We start from the raw sequence: 19,122 nt of genomic DNA on the forward strand, positions 1-19,122 counted from the left end.
AAACTTACAACCGTAAGCCTTTTCGCGCCTCCTCTCTCCAGAGAAGTGTTCTTTCCAACCTCCGTCAGAAAGAAAGCTACATCTTATGCTACCCCCTATTTTTTTTGCACCTTTTTTTATCTTTTTTCCTTAATCACAACTTCTCATCTTATCCCTTATCCCTTCCTACAAAACTTGGCTAAGAATTTTATTCACCTTAATCTTCCATAAAAAACAACATCTCCACTATACTGCTTATTCCCCAGCGTGAGATGCCTGCACATCCTCGTTGGGGAGTTTTTGTCATGGCGAACGTAGCTCAGCTGGTTAGAGCGTCGGATTGTGGTTCCGAAGGTCGCGGGTTCGAACCCCGTCGTTCGCCCTTCTTTATAGATCCTTAAAAAGACTGCTTCGATTCTTTTATTTTTCCTGTTATAACAAAGCATGTGCGCATGTTGGAAGGCTGCATTCGATGAAAGCTTCCTACAACAGTGGACAGAAGCCTCTATCTAAACGCTATTTCTTAAAAAAGGGCCTTAACTAAGGGGAAGGAACCATGAGAAAAGAACGAAAGAAAGCAAGCGTTTCTCTTTCTCCACAAACTGTGTTTGCTATTAAAACTTGCATTTACCTAGCTCTAGCTTGTTTTTCTGGACTTAGTTTATGGAGCTTCCAACATAATCAACCTTATACGCAAAACTGGATAGGCCTGTTAGGTTGGTCCCTTAGTTCTTTCCTGTTATATAACTTTGGTGTAGCAGCTTTCCTAATTCCGCTTCATTTCGGTTGGCTTTCTTTCTTAAATATGAAAAAAACCCCCTCCCCACAGGCTTTTAGAAAAGCTACAGCTTTCGGAGCTATTCCCGTCTGTTGCGCAGTATTGTTATCCATGATTTCTCCCGCTCAAAATCTTCCTCATTTTCTTGCTACAAGAGTTCCCCTAGTCATCATGGATCTTCAACCTCCAAAAGCGTATTTAGGGGGGATTCCTTTTTATCTGTTGTATGATGGGAACTCATGTTCTTTAAAAATGTTAATTGGCTCTGTAGGGACGGGTCTAATTTTTCTTGCTATCCTATTTTGCGCGATTTTCTATCTCATTCCGAAGTCTTTTGTTCTAAAAAAAAAAATACTTCTAGACACTCTTCTAGTATTTCTAAAAAACAAATGTTACGCATGCTGGAACGCCTGCAAAAAGCTTTTAAAAAATCTTATTAACAATCAATCCTATCTCCCGGAACCTTCTCTTCGAGTTCCTTCTCATCCCACAACTGTTAAAAAAGAACTTTTAAAACTTCCTACTCCTGTGATCTCTCTTCCACTGGAAAACAAGGATCTTGATCAAGCCTCTTCTATTAATCGTACTATTTTCTTAGCTCCTCATCCCACGAAAAGAACCCTATCTCCTCAAAAACGCCCCAATCTTCTACCAAAAGAAGAATCCCTTCCCATCCCTACACTTCGATCTTCCGAACCTGAGCCAGCTCCCTCTCCTTTCGTAATGGCAGGAGAAGCTCCTGATTTGCCACAATACCACCTCTTGAGTAAGAAAAATATTCAACGGCCAGAATCTCTCCTAGAAGAATTGAAAAAGAAAGCAGCTATTTTGCAACAAACATTAGCAAGTTTCGGGATAGAAGCTGCTATAGGGAACATTTGCTCAGGACCGACTCTTGCAGCCTTTGAAGTTTTGCCCAACACTGGAGTGAAAGTACAAAAAATCAAGGCGCTAGAAAATGATATTGCATTAAATTTACAAGCGTCTAGCATCCGCATTATTGCTCCAATTCCAGGGAAAGCAGCCGTAGGAATTGAGATCCCTAATCCGGATCCTCAGCCTGTAAATTTCCGAGATTTATTGGAAGATTACCAAAAAAGCTCTCAACGACTCCAAGTTCCTCTTCTTCTTGGGAAAAAAGCTAACGGAGATAATTTTTGGACAGATCTAGCGACTATGCCCCACTTAATTATTGCTGGAACCACAGGATCTGGAAAATCTGTCTGCATTAATACGATTGTTATGTCTCTCATTATGACCTCTACGCCTACGAACGTAAAACTAGTCATTGTAGACCCTAAAAAAGTAGAATTAACGGGATATTCTCAGCTTCCTCATATGTTAACCCCTGTTATTACAGAAGCTAAAGAAGCTCATAGCGCTTTAATTTGGCTGGTTCGAGAAATGGAACTTCGCTATGAAATCCTTCGTTTTTTAGGATTGCGAAATATCCAATCATTCAATTCTCGCACTCGAAACGTCGATATTGAAACTTCTTACGACAAAGAGATTCCAGAAAAAATGCCTTTTATTGTTGGCATTATTGACGAGCTTTCAGATCTTCTCCTTTCCTCTTCCCATGATATTGAAACACCTATTGTGCGCTTAGCTCAAATGGCCAGAGCTGTAGGAATTCACCTTATCCTAGCCACACAGCGGCCCTCTCGAGATGTGATCACAGGATTAATTAAAGCAAATTTCCCTTCTCGAATAGCTTTCAAAGTTGCAAACAAAGTCAATAGCCAGATTATCATCGATGAACCAGGCGCGGAGAATCTAATGGGGAATGGAGACATGCTAGTCGTTTCTCCAGGATCTTTTGCTCCAATCCGAGTACAAGGCGCCTACATTTGTGATGATGACATTAACAAAGTCATTAAGGATTTGTGTTCAAGATTTCCTTCACAATATGTGATTCCTTCTTTTGATACCTATGATGATGCAGCTTCTATGGACCCAGAGAGTTTGGACCCTTTATTTAGCCAAGCCAAATCCCTAGTCTTACAAACAGGGAATGCATCTACAACTTTCCTCCAAAGAAAACTCAAAATTGGCTACGCTAGGGCTGCGAGCATTATTGACCAGCTGGAGGAAGCAAGAATTGTAGGGCCTTCTGAGGGCGCAAAACCTCGTCAAATATTGGTTCAGTTGTCAAATCAGGAAGATTGATTCATGAAAGGTTTTTTTCCCATAGCTTCTGGATCCAAAGGGAATTGTGCTTATTTAGGAACGGAGTCATGCAAATTGCTCATAGACCTAGGGATCAGTAAACAAGCTGTTATTGAAGCCCTTCGTTCCATGGACATTTATCCGGAAGACATTGATGGTATTTTAGTCTCTCATGAACACTCAGATCACATTGCAGGACTGAGAAGTTTCATTAAAACTTATAGAACTCCAATCATATGCAATATAGAAACAGCTCGCAATTTGCGGCAGCTTCTTGATCTTTGTCCTAATTTCAAGATCTTTTCAACAGGCCATAGTTTTACCCTTGAAGATCTTCGGATTCAAACATTTAATGTCCCCCATGATGCAGTTGATCCCGTAGGATTTATCTTTCAATGTTTTGGAAAAAAATTAGGATTTTGTACCGACTTAGGATGGGGGACTTCATGGATCTCCCATTTATTATATGACTGTGACTACTTGCTCATAGAGTCTAACCACGACCCAGAAATGGTCCGACAATCTTCTCGTCCTGAGAGCTGTAAACAACGGATCCTCGGCAAACAAGGGCATATATCTAACGCAGAATGTGGAGCATTACTTCAGCGAATACTTACCCCACGAATAAAACACATTTATCTCGCTCATCTCTCCCTTGAATGCAATACGACAGAAAAAGCCTTGAACACTGTGTCATCTGCTATCCAAGGACTGACGGATGTTTGTCCGGTAATTGCTCAAAGTTCTGGTATTACTGACCCTATTTTCTTTTCTGTCCCGAGCCTAATATGACCACAAGCTTTGTTAAGGATCCTATATATATTTCTTTGCAAGGAGGAGTTCACTCTGCTAATCCCTACCCTGTGGCACGAGCCGAAAAACTTTTACAATTCTCTTTTCTTCCACAACTCGCGTTTCAGGACCCTAGAACAGAAAAACGCATCCAACAATTATGTCTTCGAGAAGAAAAATCTTTCAAAATTTCTTCCTTAGCCAAATGGCTAGGACAACTGCACAAGCAACAGCTCCGAGCTCCTAAGCACCCTCCAACCGCTATATGCTGGATTAATAGTTATGTAGGATATGGAGTATTTGCCCGTGAATTCATTCCTGCCTGGAGCTACATTGGAGAGTACACAGGGATTTTACGACGAAGACAGGCCCTCTGGCTTGATGAAAATGATTATTGCTTTCGCTACCCAGTTCCTCGCTACGCTCTCCGCTACTTTACTATTGATAGTGAAACTCACGGAAACATTACACGTTTTATCAATCACAGCGATAACCCTAATTTAGAGGCTACTGGAGCTTTTGAAAACGGCTTATTCCATATAATCATTCGCGCAATTAAAGATATTCTCCCCGGAGATGAACTATGTTACGACTATGGGCCTTTGTATTGGAAACATCGTAAAAAAAGAGAAGAATTTATCCCTGAAGAAGAATAAATGTTTTAGTCTTTTTCATAAGTTCCCATCAGTTCTGCTGTGGCAATGATGTGTCCATCCATAACTTCCAATAACTGTTCTTTTGTGACCCCCTCTTCTTCAGGAAGGACAGTATTTAATGCATAAGCATAAAAATAGTAACGATGCTTCGTATCTGGAGGACAAGGAGGACAATATTCTGCTTCTCCTGCAGTATTTAGTCCTTGAACAGCAAAAATTTGCGCTCCCTCAGCTAAATTCGTAACCATAGGCGAGAGATTGTATACTATCCAATGTATCCACAACCCATCCTCCCGAACATTGGCGGGTACATCAGGATCTTCAACAATGAGTACAAGGCTTTTAGCCTCTTTGGGGACATCTGAGAAAGAAAGTGGAGGAGAAATCCCAACACCTTGACACGAATACTTTTTAGGAATTGGGCGGCCGTAAGAAAACGCTTGGGAAGTGAGTTGCATAATTCAGGTCTCCTATGTTGAACGAAGAAGTAGGCCGCTCTCTCACCAAAGAACGGCCCCACTCGTACTACTGTCGTAAAGGATCGGATTGAGCTTTTGATTCTTTACGAAGAAGAGCTACCTCGTAACGAGTCGCTATTACATCCTTGAACAAAACAATCAAACTGATTGAGTTGAAAATAACCATTCCGCAAAAACCCAAATCAGATAACGCCCAGACATTCTGCATGCCTAAGACTCCCCCTATGGGGATCACTAATATGTAAACAGCCTTCAACCATAGGTTAGCTCGCTTTCCTGGGATCATATATTCTAAACTTTTTTCTGCGCAAGCAAACCATGATAGAACAGTTGTGTACCCGAATAAAGCCATAGATACAAGAACAACCCCTCCGCCTAACATACCTAAGGAAGATTTGAATGCTCTCATGACCATCAAAACTCCCAATTCCCCAGAATCATAAGCACCTGTTACAAGGAGAACCATCATCGTGATAGAGCAAACAATAGCAACAATTATGGGAGGGAGGAGCGTGACTAATCCGTCTGTGACCGGATTGGCACTTTTGGAATTAGACTGCAGAATAGACACCATTCCGCTTCCACAATCCGTAGCCATAATAGCACGATTCAAACCTGTGGAGATGACTTGCCCTAGAGTATATCCTCCAACCCCAGCGATCCCAGCTTTGACTCCTAAAGCAGAAGAGAAAATGAGCTGAAAAGCAGGAAGAATTTTATCAAAATGAATAGCTAAAACTATACCAGAGAAGAGGAAATAGAAGCCGGCTACGAAAGGAATCGCTTTCGCAGAAAAACGAAGGATTCGAGTATTACCTCCAGCTAAAACAGGATAAATGGAGAGAGCTAGCAGAATCCCTGCCAAAAGTTTTCCGGAAACATTGTCAGCACAAAGAGAGACAACGCTATTAACCTGAACTAAATTTCCTGCAGAAAAGGCCGTGATTAAGCAGGCAATACAAAAACCTATAGCTAGAAAACGGCTTTTCATTTTGTACCCTAAACAAGCTATTGGGCCTCCAATATATTCTTGAGATCCTGCTTGAAACTCGCGGTATTTACATCCAAGGAAAGCCCCTGCATACTGAACTATAGCAGCCAGAAGAACAATTCCCCAAATCCAAAGCAGAGCTCCCGGGCCTCCGCTAGCAACAGCAACGGCCATTCCTGCGATATTCCCAGTTCCGAAATTCCCTGCTAGCATCCCCGCAACAGCTTCATAGCGAGAGACTCCTTCTCCACCTTCAGTAATAGCCTTTTCCTGTTTATTACTGAGCATCAATCGAAAACTTAGCCCGAGGGAAGTGAGTTGCATTCCTCTAAATTTCCAAGTCAGCGCTCCCCCTAAAAAAAGAATTAGAGGAAATACACAAAAAGAAGTTAAAAAATGATTAATTTGCTCTAAAAATTGTAACATCGTCCTACTCTCATGCTCAAACCCGCTTTGGAGGCAAGTAAGCGGAATACAAAAGCCCCCTTTCTCCTATCCCGGGGAAAGGGGGCCTCTAATATGGCCTTATAAAGTAGGGTTCTGAATTACAACATCGATTAGTTCAGCCCACCTTTCCCCATCAACAATTGAGGTAACGGTCCCCGAATCCAATCCCAAAGTTGACGCGAACGCAGCAACATCTGCTACACCGAAAGCTCCTAAAGACGCTGCTTGAGAGAAAACCTTGCTCAATTCTGTAATAAAAATATTCCAGACCCAATCCCGCCCCTGCATTTTTTTCATACCAGCAATCAAAGCAGGATCTTCTGCGAGCGCTTGCAACAACACTAAAGGATGAATCTCTCTAATACGAGATAATGCTCCCTTGATCTCTCCCTGAGCCATTGCCAAAGCAATAGAAGACTTATCAGCAGCAGCACATACCACGAAAGAAAGGTCTTTTCTTTCGGACTCTGTCATTGGATCTGCATAAGACTTAAAGTTTGGCAACACAGGATCTACTTTCTCTTTCATCTTCTTGCGCGAGAAGAATCTTCTCAAACAACAAGATTTCTTTCTACAGCCGGATTCCGACTTTTCGCACAGTATAACAGATTCCTCTTTTATCTCGGTGGTATTTTTTGTAAGAGTCGATCCATAAGAGTTGGCGCAACAGCTGCTTAAACCAGAAAGCAACAACAGAGCTCCAAAACTGTACTTATAGATAAACTTGTTCATAAAACCTGCTGAAATTAAAAATAAATTTGTAGAATTATACCACAAATCTTATTAACTAAGCAGTTTATAAAAACTTATTTGTAGGTCATCTTGAATAAAAATCTTTATACTCTCTCTACTAAGCATAAGAAGATCTTTGCAAGAATCTTGCTCTGAACAAAAAATCGTGCTAGCATGAGGCCGGTAGGATTTCTAGAGCAAAAGGAGAATCGTAGGAGTCTTCCGTTTCAAAAGACGCTTATTGTTAAGGTTCCTTGTTAAAGTCCCACCATAGCATTGATATCAACCCACACAACTCCACGTTAGCTCTTTACAGTTCCCCTTCTGGTCAATAAAAGGGGGGAGAAGCTCCCGGAGTAGCAGAGGATTATATGTTAGTAAACTTTACCTTTCGCAGCAGTCTTTTACTCCTTATCGCACTTTCTAGCGTTCCTATTTTCTCAGCACCCCAGCTTCACGCAGCGCTTCCTAGTACAGCAGCAAAAATCGGATCGGAAGCCTGGATAGAACAAAAGGTTCGTCAATATCCAGAACTTTTATGGTTGGTGGAACCATCTTCTTCTGGAGCTTCGCTAAAGCTTCCCTCAGGGGTTGTCTTTTCTCCCCAACTCTTCCAGAAAAAGATTCCTGCTTTTGACATAGCGGTTCGCAGTTTGATTCATTTGCATTTGCTTATTCAGGGCTCTCGCCAAGCATACGCACAGCTGATTCAGCTACAAGCTAATGACTCACCTTTAACATTTAAACAATTTCTTTCCTTGCACAAGCAATTGACACTGTTTTTAAACTCCCCTAAGGAGTTTTATGACTCTATCAAAGTTTTAGAAACCGCCATTGTATTACGCCATCTAGGATGCTCTACGAAAGCAGCGACTACATTTAGACCATACTTTTCTGAGACCCAAAAAGAAATTTTTTATACAAAAGCCCTACATGTACTACGTACCTTCCCAGAGCTAAGTCCTTCTTTCGCGAGACTCTCTCCAGAACAAAAAGCTCTTTTCTTCTCTTTGAGAAAACTGGCGAACTATGACGAGCTACTCGCTTTGACTAACACTCCAAATGCTCAGCTATTATCTGCGGGTCGCTCACAACGAGCTTTGTTAGCTTTAGACCTATATCTCTATGCTTTAGACTCTTGTGGAGAGCAAGGGATCTCTTCTCAGTTTCATGCCAATTTTTCTCCTCTACAATCTATGCTACAGCAGTATGCTACTGTTGAAGAAGCTTTTTCTCGCTACTTTACTTACCGAGCTCATCGTCTAGGGTTTGAAGGCTCATCACGAACAGATATGGCTTTGGTTAGAATGGCCACTCTAATGGATCTTTCTTCTGCAGAAGCAACTATTTTAACCAATAGCTTTAAATCTCTTTCTCCAGAAGAAGCGGAAGGATTAGTCAATAGTTTTTATAACCATAAGGGAGATTCCTTAGCTCTTTCCTTGCGGGGGCTTCCTATTCTGATAACAGAACTGACAAAAACTATTCATGGCAACACCAATGCTGAAGCGCGAACTCAACAGATTTACGCTACGACTTTGTCTTTGGTATCGAAAAGTCTAAAAGCACATCAGGAAATGCTCAGCAAACAAATTCTTTCTAAGGAAACTGTATTAGATTTTTCAGAGACTGCGGCTTCTTGCCAAGGATTAGATATCTTTTCTGAAAATGTAGCTGTCCAAATTCACCTAAATGGAGCTGTAAGTATCCACCTATAACTCTACTCTAAAGCGCCCGGGTCTTTCGGGCGCCGCTTTCGGTTACATTTATTCTTTTTCTATTCTAGAAAACAACGATGCCATTTCCAAAGCTGTTTTCATTCCTGAGGCTCCCAAATTTGGACCTTTGATCCCTGCACGCTCCCAAGCAGCCTCCACACTAGGAGCTGTAATCACGGAAAACGTAATAGGAAGGCAAAATTCTAAAGACAGCTGACTAATACCTGCGGCAACGCTATCCGCAATATGATCATAATGAGAAGTCTCTCCCTTAATCAAAACCCCACAAGCAACAACAGCATGAAAATTAGTTTGTCCAGAAAGTAATTTTTTAATGGTGCAAGGAATCTCAAAAGCACCTGGAACCCGAATTACAGTCAAAGATGAAGGATCTCCCCCAAAATCTAAAAATGCATCTTGCGCTCCAGTAACAAGTCTATCAGCAATAGGCGTATTGAAACACGACCCAACAATGGCTACGCGTACATCTTTAGTGACAGGAAACCCTTTCAACAGCTTCATCATATTCCTCCTCAGAGTCATCAAGAGCAGGAAGATCCAGCCAATGACCCATTCGTTCCTTTTTTGTTCGCAAATACCCCCCGTTCTCAGCAGAAATACTAACGGGTAAGACGACCCGATCCAAAATTTTTATCCCGAGTCTTTGTAATTCAAAAAATTTTGCAGGATTATGTGTGATCAATCTCACGCTTGTCAATTGGAAATCCTTAAGAATCTGAGCAGCCATTCCGTACTCACGAGCATCTGCGGGGAAACCTAATTGAAGATTAGCATCTACAGTATCGTATCCGAGATCTTGCAAGGCATAAGCTTGAATCTTATGCCCGAAGCCTATACCACGCCCTTCCTGTCCTCGAAGGTATACAAGGATACCTAAATCTTGCTCTGCGATATATCGCAGAGCCATATCTAGTTGTGCCCCACAATCGCAACGACAGGAACCTAGGATATCTCCTGTCAAGCACTCCGAATGCACTCTCACAGGAACTCCTTCTTTTCCTCGAACATCTCCCCTAACTAGGGCAAAATGCTGCATCCCATCAATGACGGATTCATAAACATGAATAGAAAATTCCCCATATCTAGTAGGAAGCCGAGCCGATGAAAATTTGGTGATTAAAGAGTCATAGGTCAAGCGATAAGTAATAAGATCATCCACTGTAATCACTGTTATATCATGTTGTTTAGCAAAAGCAAGTATCTGTTGTTGTCGCATCATAGAATAATCAGGATTGACAAGCTCAGCAAAAACCCCACACAGTTGTACCCCCGCAAGACGCATCAGATCTACAGAAGCCTCTGTATGGCCAGGCCGTTGAACAACACCTCCCGGCTGACTAACTAGGGGGAAAACATGCCCAGGACGAACAAAAGATTCTGGGGTAGACATCCGATCTGCTAATAGCTGGACAGTCTTTGTTCTATCTGCAGCAGAAACTCCTGTAGTAATTCCTGATGAAGCATCCACAGAAACTGTGAAAGGCGTGCGGAACGGACATCGATTATCTTGAACCATTACAGGCAAATCTAAAATCTTTGCTTGTTCTTGGGTCATTGAAACACAAACGATACCGGTCGTGTGGGATAAAAGAAAGGCCATTTTCTCTACAGAGATGTGCTCTCCTGCTAAGATTAAGTCCCCCTCGTTCTCTCGAGAAGCATTATCCACAATTATGACAAATTTACCCTCAGCGACATCTTTTATCGCTTGCTGTACTGAAGCTGTTCCTGCTTCACATGTAACCATTCTCACCCCACTTTTTGAGGGAACCTTAGCCAGCAACTAGTTCTTTGCTGGCTTGTCTCTTCGCTGTGCCCAGAGTATAGCATAAACCTTTACTTTCTGCGACCCCCACTCTCTCATCAGACCTCCTTCTCAAAACACAGTTTTACAGAATCTCCAAGTAAAGAAGTTTCTGTAATTTTCATAGATGCCGCATTAGCTAAGCTCAACCCGAGATCGTGCAATATAGGCTGACCTTGATTCCCTAAAACTTTTGGCCCCCAATAGAATACTCCAGCATTCACAAGATCTTGTCTCCAGAAAGCAGAATGTAACTGAGCTCCACCTTCAACGAGTACTTGCAAACATCCTTTTTTAGCTAAAAATCGTAATAACCCTTTTAAATCTACTTGTTCAGAAGGGCATACCCATACCTTTACCCCTAAATACTCTAATTTCTGAATATACTCTTGAGAGCATTGCTCCGTTGTAGCAAGTAGAGCATTCCCAGACTCCGTATTCCATACCTGGGCATCTAATGGGACAATGCCTCGGCTATCCACTACTACCCTCAATGGCTGTCGTTCATACAATTCCCCTGAAGGAAGACGGGCAGATAAACGTGGATTATCTAAGCAAACGGTACGCGCTCCTACAATGATAGCCTGAGACTCAGCACGAAGTTTTCCGACATCTGCTCGAGCCTGGTCTCCTGAGATCCACTTTGATGAACCTCTCCTATCTGCTGTCTGCCCATCAAGAGATGCCGCGGTCTTCATAACAACCCAAGGCAATCCCGTTTCCCTTTGATACAAATAAGGTCTCAGAGAGGACATAGCTTCTTGGCTCCCCACTCCTACACGAACTATAATCCCTGCTTCTTTCAGCCGCGCTACCCCTTTCTTACACACTCGAAGATCCGGATCCAAAAGAGCAACATAGACTGCTTTAACGTTATTTTTGATCAAAAGATCTACACAGGGCGGAGTTCTGCCGAAATGACAACAAGGCTCCAAGGTCACGTATACTTCGGCACCTTCCAAAGAACAACTCCGATTTTGAACAGCATCAACTTCTGCATGAGGAGATCCTATTCCTTTATGCCATCCTTCTCCTATCACACTCCCATTTTTTACAATTACGCACCCCACCCAAGGATTAGGAGGAGCACAAATCCTTCCCTTTTCTCCTAGAGAAACTGCCTTACGCATAAAAAATAGTTGTTGCTCAGACGAAACTTCCATATACTCAGCCTGAAAAATCGGATAGCGAAAGAGATGAAAGGATGTTGGATATACGATTAATACGCAAGGAACCAAAGGAATGTGAAGCTCGTCTTCAAAAAAAAGATCCCTCCATTTCGTTAGGACAGCTCCTAGATTTAGACAAAAAAGTGCGTCAACTAAAAGGTGATTCAGAAGCTTTACTTGCCAAACGCAAAGTACTTTCTAGTCAAATTCATAAAGCTAAGGTAGCTAATAAAGATACGGATGCTCTTGTCCAAGAAGTTAATGCTATCTCGGACCAATTGGTTGCCTTTGAAAAAAATTTACAAGAACAGGAAGCTCTTCTCACTGATCTCATGGCGAGACTTCCTAATTATCCAGAAGAAGATGTCCCCGTTGCTCTCGATAAAGATGGGAATAAGGTCATAAAAAGTTGCGGCAAAGTTCCCGCTTTTGCCTTTTCTCCTAAGCACCATGTACAGCTCAACGAGACTTTGCAAATTTTAGATTTTAAACTTCCTGCGAAGACTACGGGCTCTGGATGGCCGGCTTATAGAGATGAGGGAGTGCTTCTAGAATGGGCCTTGCTTACCTATCTTCTCCATAAACAACAATCTCATGGATTCCATTTATGGCTCCCTCCTCTACTTGTCAAACGAGAGGTTCTTTTTGGTTCTGGACAAATCCCCAAATTTGATGGACAGTACTATCGTGTTGAGGATGGGGATCAATCTCTTTTCCTCGTCCCCACAGCAGAGGTTGTCCTGAATGGATTCCACTTGCAAGAGATCTTAAATGAACAAGATCTCCCCCTCTATTACGCTGCGTTTACCCCTTGTTTCCGAAGAGAGGCGGGTGCTGGAGGAGCTCATGAGCGAGGATTGGTGCGTGTCCATCAATTTCATAAAATAGAGATGTTTGCTTTCACCACTCCGGAACAAGAAGAGACTGCTTATCAAAAAATGATTAGCATTGTGGAAGAAATTCTCTCAGAGCTAGAGCTCCCTTATCAACTTTCCCTACTTTCTACAGGTGATATGTCCTTTGCAGCGAAGAAAACTATCGATGCTGAAGTTTGGCTTCCTGGACAGAAAGCTTTTTATGAAGTCTCTTCTATTTCTAAATGTGGGGATTTTCAAGCTCGACGTTCTGAGACTCGCTACCGCGATGCTCAAGGCAAAATCCATTTCGTCAACACTCTTAATGGCTCTGGCCTAGCTACTCCAAGACTATTAGTTGCTATTTTAGAGAACTACCAGCAAGAGGATGGTTCCGTAGTCATTCCTCGTGTTCTTCGGCCCTACATGAATCATCAAGAGATTCTCCTACCCAAAACGGAAAGATAATTTTATAGTGAGATAAAAAAGGGCCGAGGAACAAAATTATGCCATCGGAATACGAGCATTTTGAAAACTTATCTCCTGAAGAACATATCAAGCAAGTTCAGGATTTACACAATGTTTGTAAAGGAGAGCCTCATCAGACGAAAAAAGGGTTCTGTTATCATTTAGCATCTGATGCCATAGACTTCGGTATTTTTATATTCTTTATACGCACGGTATTTTTTCTCGTCCCCACTATTCCTGTGGCTTCTTACGGAAAAATCCTTTTTACTGTAGGGATCAGTTGGATTTTTTATACCGGTTGTCGCCGAGCCCATGCAGCATGGGCTTATATGGAACTTACCCATAGAAATATGCTGCAAGAAAAAAAAGAGGTTGAGGAACACCCAGAACAAGAACGGCTGGAACTAAAAGCTCTTTATGCTAATCGAGGGTTTCAGGAACCTTTGATTTCGCAAATGACCGATTTTGTGTGTTCAGACTCTACACTTCTTTTAGATACGATGCTCAGGGAAGAGTTGCATATTCAATTGGAAGACTATCCTCATCCTCTTAAACAAGGAGGAATCAAAGCCCTTGGAGAGATTCTTGGGTTTATCTTATTTGTACCCGTAGCGCTCACCGTCAGTTATACGATAGCGGTCCTTCTTGCTTCAGGAATTATCGCTGCTTTGCTCGCAATAAAAACCCGTCTCATTAAAAATCCGGTTACCCCAGCGATGGTTTGGGGTGTAGGGATTTTTATTACAGCAATTAGCCTTTGCTGCTCTCTAATACAATTATTTTAGTCTATACTCCTAGCAGGTAGCCTATGTCTTCACGACTTTTCTCCTCTCCGTTCTCTAGAGAACTACTTAGTGATTTTTTTGAATCTGGAATGGCAGAAGAAAATAGCCCCTTACTCTCTCCAAAAAACCGTCTTTTGAGCCAAAACCTTACTCTAAAATCTGCTTACATATCCCTAGCTCTTTATTTAGGAGCTCTTGTTGCTCATTGGACAGGATATCAACCTTTTTCCTCTTTGCTTCTCATCCTTACCTTTTTTCTAGCAGGAACCCCAGCTCTTGTTAAATCTCTTGAAGATATTCTAAATAAAACCGTGAATATAGACATTCTCATGACGTCTGCAGCCTTCGGTTCTATTTTCATTGGAGGAGCACTAGAAGGAGCTTTACTACTGGTACTCTTTGCGATCTCAGAATCCCTAGGTTCTATGGTTTCTGGGAAAGCAAAAAGCACCCTTGCTTCCTTAAAACATCTAGCACCCACTGTAGCCTGGATCGTTCAACCAGATGGTTCTTTACACAAAAAACTCGTACAAAATGTGAAAGTCGGAGAAATTATCCGAGTCAAAAGCGGAGAGGTTGTCCCTTTGGATGGGGAAATTATTCAAGGAGCTTCTTCTATTAATCTTATGCATCTAACCGGAGAAAAGATCCCTAAATCCTGCGGCATAGGGAATATCATCCCCGCTGGAGCTCATAATCTAGAAGGTAGCTTTGATCTCAAAGTCCTCCGCATTGGAGCAGAATCCACAATCGCCCATATTATTAATCTTGTCGTTCAAGCTCAAAGCTCGAAACCTCGGTTACAACAACGATTAGATCGCTATTCTTCCACATATGCTTTAACTATTTTTGCTATCGCAGCATCCATAGCTATAGGGGGCTCTTTATTTACAACACTACCATTCCTTGGACCTGATAGTGCCTTTTACCGCGCCTTAGCGTTCCTAATTGCTGCATCTCCCTGTGCACTTATTATCGCTATCCCTATTGCCTACCTCAGCGCTATCAACGCCTGCGCTAAACATGGTGTTCTCCTAAAAGGAGGCGTAGTCTTAGATCGCCTTGTCTCCTGCAATTCCATAGTTATGGACAAAACTGGGACACTTACCTCAGGAAACTTGACCTGCTCCGGATGCGAAGATTTTGGACCAGAATCTCCTCTGTTTTATTCCTATGTATTAGCGATGGAACAATCTTCATCCCATCCGATTGCTCAAGCAATTGTTAACTATCTTACAGAAAAACAGGTACTTTCTTTACCTGCAACACAGTGTACAACTATCCCAGGAGAAGGTGTTTGTGGAGAATTTAACGGAGAAAAAGCTTTTGTAGGACGAGTATCCACAGCCTTGCATTACGTCCCCGACGAGTATCGCGAACAACTCCGTGAACGCGCACAATTAGCCCAAAATCGAGGGGAGACCTGTTCAATAGCTTGTTTAGGGAATCACGTTTCTCTTTTCTATTTTCGCGATGCGCCGCGCCATGATGCTGCGGACATTGTTGCTTACTTGAAAAAAAATGGCTATCCAGTATGTATGCTCACAGGAGATCATCGGATTAGTGCTGAGAATACTGCGCAGCTTCTGGGTATCGATGAGATGTTCTACGATCTAACACCTGATCACAAACTTTCTAAAATCCAGGAGCTAGCAAAAACTCGGCAAATCATGATGATCGGAGATGGCATCAACGATGCTCCGGCTTTAGCTCAGTCTACTGTAGGAATCGCCATGGGAGAAGCAGGAAGTGCCACAGCTATAGAAGCTGCAGATGTCGTTCTTTTAAACCAAGGACTCTCTGCCCTGCCCTGGCTGATTAAGAAGGCGAAACAAACACGCCGTATTGTTTCACAAAATCTTGCTCTAGCTTTGGCAATTATTTTATTTATTTCAGGGCCGGCATCTATGGGAGTTATCCCCCTATGGCTTGCTGTGATTTTACATGAAGGAAGTACTGTTGTGGTAGGACTGAATGCACTTCGCCTCTTAAAAAATACATAATGATGACCCGAAGACTTCCTGCCAAAGGGAGAGGAACTAGTAGAATCCCTCTTATGAAAAAAAACAAATACTTGCGTCAAGTCAATTTATGGATCTTTGTAGTCATTATTCTTCTGATGAGCATAAGTGTTGTGGTGATCTCGTCACAGGATCCTTCTTCCATGTTAATTCACACTTCACGAGGCCTATTCTCCGCAAAAAGTAAGATGCAGCTCCGTCACTTCGCTCTGGGATGGTGTGCGTATTTTATTTGCTTGTATGTAGACTACCATCAGTTTAAAAAATGGGCATGGGTTCTCTATGCCCTCATTCTTTTTAGCTTAATCGGTCTCTTTTTCGTTCCTGCCGTACAAAATGTACATCGCTGGTATCGTATCCCAATCATTAACCTCAGCGTACAACCCTCCGAGTATGCCAAACTTGTCGTTGTAATTATGCTTAGTTACATTCTGGAAATGCGAAAATCTCGTATTTCCTCAAAAACTACAGCTTGTATTGCCTGTATTGTCGTTGGGGTTCCTTTTCTGCTTATTCTCAAAGAACCAGATCTTGGAACTGCTCTCGTACTTTGTCCCATAGCACTCGCGATTTTTTATTTAGGGAATATCTATCCCCCTCTAGTGAAAGTATGTTCCATATTCGCTGCTTCAGGGATGCTTTGCTCCTTGCTGATTTTCTCAGGAATTATTCCTCACGATAAGGTTAAACCCTATGCACTTAAAGTACTAAAAGAATACCAATACGAACGCCTAAGTCCTTCCAATCATCACCAAAATGCATCTCTCATTTCTATTGGAGTAGGCGGATTAAAAGGTCAGGGATGGAAATCTGGAGAATTTGCTGGAAGAGGATGGCTTCCTTATGGATATACAGACTCCGTCTTCCCCGCAATAGGAGAAGAATTTGGGCTGCTCGGGTTACTCTTCGTGTTATGGTTATTTTACAACCTAGTATGCTTTGGCTGTCGAACCGTTGCTGTTGCTGTTGATGATTTTGGTCGATTCTTAGCAGGGGGAGTCACGGTACATCTTGTCATGCACGTACTCATTAATGTTAGCATGATGAGCGGACTCTTACCTATTACAGGAGTCCCTTTGGTCCTAATTTCTTATGGAGGGTCTTCCGTTATTTCAACAATGGCTTCTTTAGGCATCTTACAAAGTATCTACAGCCGACGTTTTGCCAAGTACTAAGGTTATTCCCACAAAGGAAGAGATTGTATGAGCTCTTTGATTTCTTTCGTAAGTCGATACAACTGTTCTTCGAGATTTAATGAGCTCCCCACTAATTCCTGAAGGGAAGTTGCTGGCTGGTCTATGACTAGCAGCTCATCAGCGCTTACATTCCCATTTATACCTATACCAATCACCACACATGTCCCTCCTTTTACGGGGACTGTCTCACAAAGGACTCCCGACAGTTTCTTCCCTTGAACTAACACGTCATTGGGCCATTTCATAACTGCTCCCTGTATCCCTAAAGAATCCCCAAGACGAAGAACCGCTTCCGTACCTATACGAAATAACAACACACTATCGATGCTATCCACACGCAAAAAGAAACAAAAAGACACTAAAAGATCGCGATCCGTAGAATGCCAATATCTACCAAATTTACCTCTACCAGCAGTCTGCTGATTAGTCGTTATCACAGTGAGTGCATAGGGATTCCATAAAGGAATCCCGGCTTTTGCTACTGTGTTTGTAGACTCTGCTCTCGCTATTTCGTAATAGATTTCTTTCATTCATCCCCATCTAAATAGCTTTAGCTAAAAGATAAAAGAGGCACTTTCGGAAAACCAAAAAATTTCCCTGCAAGACGAACCATTAAATGGTTTTGTAGAGACACATAGGTTTCCGCTGCTTTTTCAAAGGCATAAGCTCTGAAAGAAAAAGCATTTTCATACGCAAGTAACTCTTCAATGAAATCTTGCGTAGAAGCTTCATGAGTAAGCTCTTTTAATGCTGCTAGAATTCGTTTTAATTGGAAGGTAAATACCTGCTCCATCTCATAAAAAGTGAGGAAGTCTTCGTTACTAGCCTTAAGGAATTGTTGGAGACTATACGCAGAAACTCGTCGTAAAAAAGAGATTTCTTCTTCTCTCTCGAAAGGAGGGAGCGCGAAAGACAAAACCATTTCGTGAAATAATTCTCTTTTTTTCAAAGCAAGGTCGACGAGCTGTTGCCAAGATAGGAAAAGCATCTTTGCTGCATAGCGCAAGCGACAATAGCCCCCTAATAATCCTCCGAAGAATAAACTGCAGAGTCCCCAAAATAACATACAGGCTCCTAGGTTTCCCTGTCTTCTATCTCTGAACTTTACTCCTAAACAAAAAAAAGAGGGAGAAAGACTCCCTCTTTTTTATAATCTAAGCAACTAGCGCAGCAGATTTCCCAAGTAGACAGCTGTCTAATTCAGCATCGGTCAATTCCCTATATTTCCCATAAGGGAGCCCCCCTAATACTAAGCTTCCTATACGGATTCTCTTCAGCTCCAAAAGCTGTAGCTTAGCAGCTTCAGCAAAAAGACGAATTTCGTGTTTTTTCCCTTCATTCACAATAATTTTCAGAGTGCCACGACGTACTTTTTTAACAGAAACTGGCCGTACAACTCTTCCATCAATTACAGTCCCCTCCATCAAAGTTTCCAGATCTTTTGCGGTAACATCACGATTCACTTTCAATAAATACTCTTTCGTGATCCCAAAAGAAGGGTGAATCACACGATTGGCAAACTCCCCATCATTAGTTACCAGAATCAATCCCGAAGTCTCTTTGTCTAAACGACCGACAGTGAACAGGCGATAGGAACAATGCGACAGTAAGTCGATTACTAACTTAGATCCTGGGAATTTACGCTCAGAAGAACACAGATATCCCAAAGGTTTATGAACCATGAAGTACACTTTTTTCTCAACGCCAATACGTTGCCCACCAACCTCTACAAAATCAAACTCCTCGTCCACAAGGACGAAAGGCCCTACAGCTACCCTACCGTTTACCGTAACAGACCCAGCAAAGATGATCTCATCACATTTTCTTCGCGAAGCGACCCCTGCAGATGCTAAAAATTTATTGAGGCGAACTTTGGCCATGCCTGCCCTCTAGTCTTTCGACTCTTAATGGTTTGAAATTCTTTGATCAGCGCCTACCCGAGAGTTGGAATCTCCAGCTAACCGCGGGAAGCTCTCAGATTTGAAGGTAAAACAAAAATGGCCCTCCATCATATCAAGATTTCAGTAGAGAGTCCAGAAGAAGTTCTGCCTTTGGGAAGCTAC

General features: G+C 42.2%; 17 protein-coding genes and 1 tRNA gene. 9 read left to right on the forward strand and 9 right to left on the reverse strand.

Going from position 1 to position 19,122, the window contains the following annotated elements; translation table 11 throughout:
• Positions 1-287 precede the first annotated feature (287 nt).
• The 4 genes from IJ490_RS03060 to IJ490_RS03075 all read left to right on the forward strand — a co-directional run bounded on the left by IJ490_RS03060 (position 288) and on the right by IJ490_RS03075 (position 4,374).
• Positions 288-361 (forward strand) — tRNA-His (locus IJ490_RS03060).
• 174 nt (positions 362-535) lie between these two features.
• Positions 536-2,926 (forward strand): DNA translocase FtsK, encoded by a 2,391-nt coding sequence (locus IJ490_RS03065; RefSeq protein WP_291893831.1) that lies wholly within the window; start codon positions 536-538, stop codon positions 2,924-2,926.
• A gap of 3 nt (positions 2,927-2,929) precedes the next feature.
• Positions 2,930-3,718, forward strand: coding sequence for an MBL fold metallo-hydrolase (locus tag IJ490_RS03070; RefSeq protein ID WP_291893834.1), 789 nt, complete (start codon positions 2,930-2,932; stop codon positions 3,716-3,718).
• Positions 3,715-4,374, forward strand: a complete 660-nt coding sequence (locus tag IJ490_RS03075; protein ID WP_291893837.1) for an SET domain-containing protein-lysine N-methyltransferase — start codon at positions 3,715-3,717, stop codon at positions 4,372-4,374. Before IJ490_RS03070 ends, IJ490_RS03075 begins: the two co-directional genes overlap by 4 nt.
• A gap of 5 nt (positions 4,375-4,379) precedes the next feature.
• Here the strand turns inward: IJ490_RS03075 and IJ490_RS03080 are convergent, their stop codons facing one another.
• The 3 genes from IJ490_RS03080 to IJ490_RS03090 form a co-directional block, all read right to left on the reverse strand.
• Positions 4,380-4,832, reverse strand: a complete 453-nt coding sequence (locus IJ490_RS03080; RefSeq protein ID WP_291893839.1) for a YbhB/YbcL family Raf kinase inhibitor-like protein — start codon at positions 4,830-4,832, stop codon at positions 4,380-4,382.
• 67 nt (positions 4,833-4,899) lie between these two features.
• Complete coding sequence (locus tag IJ490_RS03085) at positions 4,900-6,270, reverse strand: sodium:alanine symporter family protein (RefSeq protein WP_291893842.1); 1,371 nt, start codon at positions 6,268-6,270, stop codon at positions 4,900-4,902.
• A 99-nt stretch (positions 6,271-6,369) separates the two neighbouring features.
• On the reverse strand, positions 6,370-7,023 hold the full coding sequence (locus tag IJ490_RS03090; protein ID WP_291893845.1) for a hypothetical protein: 654 nt from the start codon (positions 7,021-7,023) through the stop codon (positions 6,370-6,372).
• Positions 7,024-7,394: 371 nt separating this feature from the next.
• Between IJ490_RS03090 and IJ490_RS03095 the strand changes: the two genes are divergently transcribed.
• The gene (locus IJ490_RS03095; RefSeq protein WP_291893847.1) at positions 7,395-8,741 is read left to right on the forward strand and encodes a hypothetical protein; all 1,347 of its coding nucleotides are present in this window, start codon (positions 7,395-7,397) and stop codon (positions 8,739-8,741) included.
• A gap of 48 nt (positions 8,742-8,789) precedes the next feature.
• Here IJ490_RS03095 and ribH read toward each other — a convergent pair whose 3' ends face one another.
• The 3 genes from ribH to ribD form a co-directional block, all read right to left on the reverse strand.
• A complete protein-coding gene (gene ribH / locus IJ490_RS03100) occupies positions 8,790-9,263 on the reverse strand; it encodes a 6,7-dimethyl-8-ribityllumazine synthase (RefSeq protein WP_291894681.1) in 474 nt (157 codons plus the stop codon).
• Positions 9,232-10,509, reverse strand: a complete 1,278-nt coding sequence (locus IJ490_RS03105) for a bifunctional 3,4-dihydroxy-2-butanone-4-phosphate synthase/GTP cyclohydrolase II (protein ID WP_291893850.1) — start codon at positions 10,507-10,509, stop codon at positions 9,232-9,234. Before IJ490_RS03105 ends, ribH begins: the two co-directional genes overlap by 32 nt.
• A 116-nt stretch (positions 10,510-10,625) precedes the next feature.
• Positions 10,626-11,729, reverse strand: a complete 1,104-nt coding sequence (ribD, locus tag IJ490_RS03110; RefSeq protein WP_291893853.1) for a bifunctional diaminohydroxyphosphoribosylaminopyrimidine deaminase/5-amino-6-(5-phosphoribosylamino)uracil reductase RibD — start codon at positions 11,727-11,729, stop codon at positions 10,626-10,628.
• Between the two features lie 41 nt (positions 11,730-11,770).
• Here ribD and serS point away from each other — a divergent pair, with 41 nt between their 5' ends.
• Genes serS through IJ490_RS03130 form a run of 4 tightly spaced genes read left to right on the forward strand, consistent with a single transcriptional unit; the run spans position 11,771 to position 17,038 of the window.
• Positions 11,771-13,057, forward strand: a complete 1,287-nt coding sequence (serS, locus tag IJ490_RS03115; protein ID WP_291893856.1) for a serine--tRNA ligase — start codon at positions 11,771-11,773, stop codon at positions 13,055-13,057.
• A 38-nt stretch (positions 13,058-13,095) separates the two neighbouring features.
• Positions 13,096-13,842 (forward strand): VIT1/CCC1 transporter family protein, encoded by a 747-nt coding sequence (locus tag IJ490_RS03120; protein ID WP_291893859.1) that lies wholly within the window; start codon positions 13,096-13,098, stop codon positions 13,840-13,842.
• Positions 13,843-13,865: 23 nt separating this feature from the next.
• The gene (locus tag IJ490_RS03125) at positions 13,866-15,845 is read left to right on the forward strand and encodes a cation-translocating P-type ATPase (protein ID WP_291893861.1); all 1,980 of its coding nucleotides are present in this window, start codon (positions 13,866-13,868) and stop codon (positions 15,843-15,845) included.
• Between the two features lie 53 nt (positions 15,846-15,898).
• Positions 15,899-17,038: an FtsW/RodA/SpoVE family cell cycle protein gene (locus IJ490_RS03130; protein ID WP_291894685.1), complete on the forward strand. Its 1,140-nt coding sequence runs from the start codon at positions 15,899-15,901 to the stop codon at positions 17,036-17,038.
• Between the two features lie 2 nt (positions 17,039-17,040).
• Here IJ490_RS03130 and IJ490_RS03135 read toward each other — a convergent pair whose 3' ends face one another.
• The 3 genes from IJ490_RS03135 to IJ490_RS03145 form a co-directional block, all read right to left on the reverse strand.
• Positions 17,041-17,589, reverse strand: coding sequence for a biotin--[acetyl-CoA-carboxylase] ligase (locus IJ490_RS03135; protein ID WP_291893864.1), 549 nt, complete (start codon positions 17,587-17,589; stop codon positions 17,041-17,043).
• A gap of 20 nt (positions 17,590-17,609) precedes the next feature.
• Positions 17,610-18,125, reverse strand: coding sequence for a hypothetical protein (locus IJ490_RS03140; RefSeq protein WP_291893867.1), 516 nt, complete (start codon positions 18,123-18,125; stop codon positions 17,610-17,612).
• 88 nt (positions 18,126-18,213) lie between these two features.
• Positions 18,214-18,939: a pseudouridine synthase gene (locus IJ490_RS03145; RefSeq protein ID WP_291893870.1), complete on the reverse strand. Its 726-nt coding sequence runs from the start codon at positions 18,937-18,939 to the stop codon at positions 18,214-18,216.
• Positions 18,940-19,122: the final 183 nt, after the last annotated feature.

It is taken from the genome of Chlamydia sp., assembly GCF_017472245.1.
In the GTDB taxonomy this organism is placed as follows: domain Bacteria; phylum Chlamydiota; class Chlamydiia; order Chlamydiales; family Chlamydiaceae; genus Chlamydia.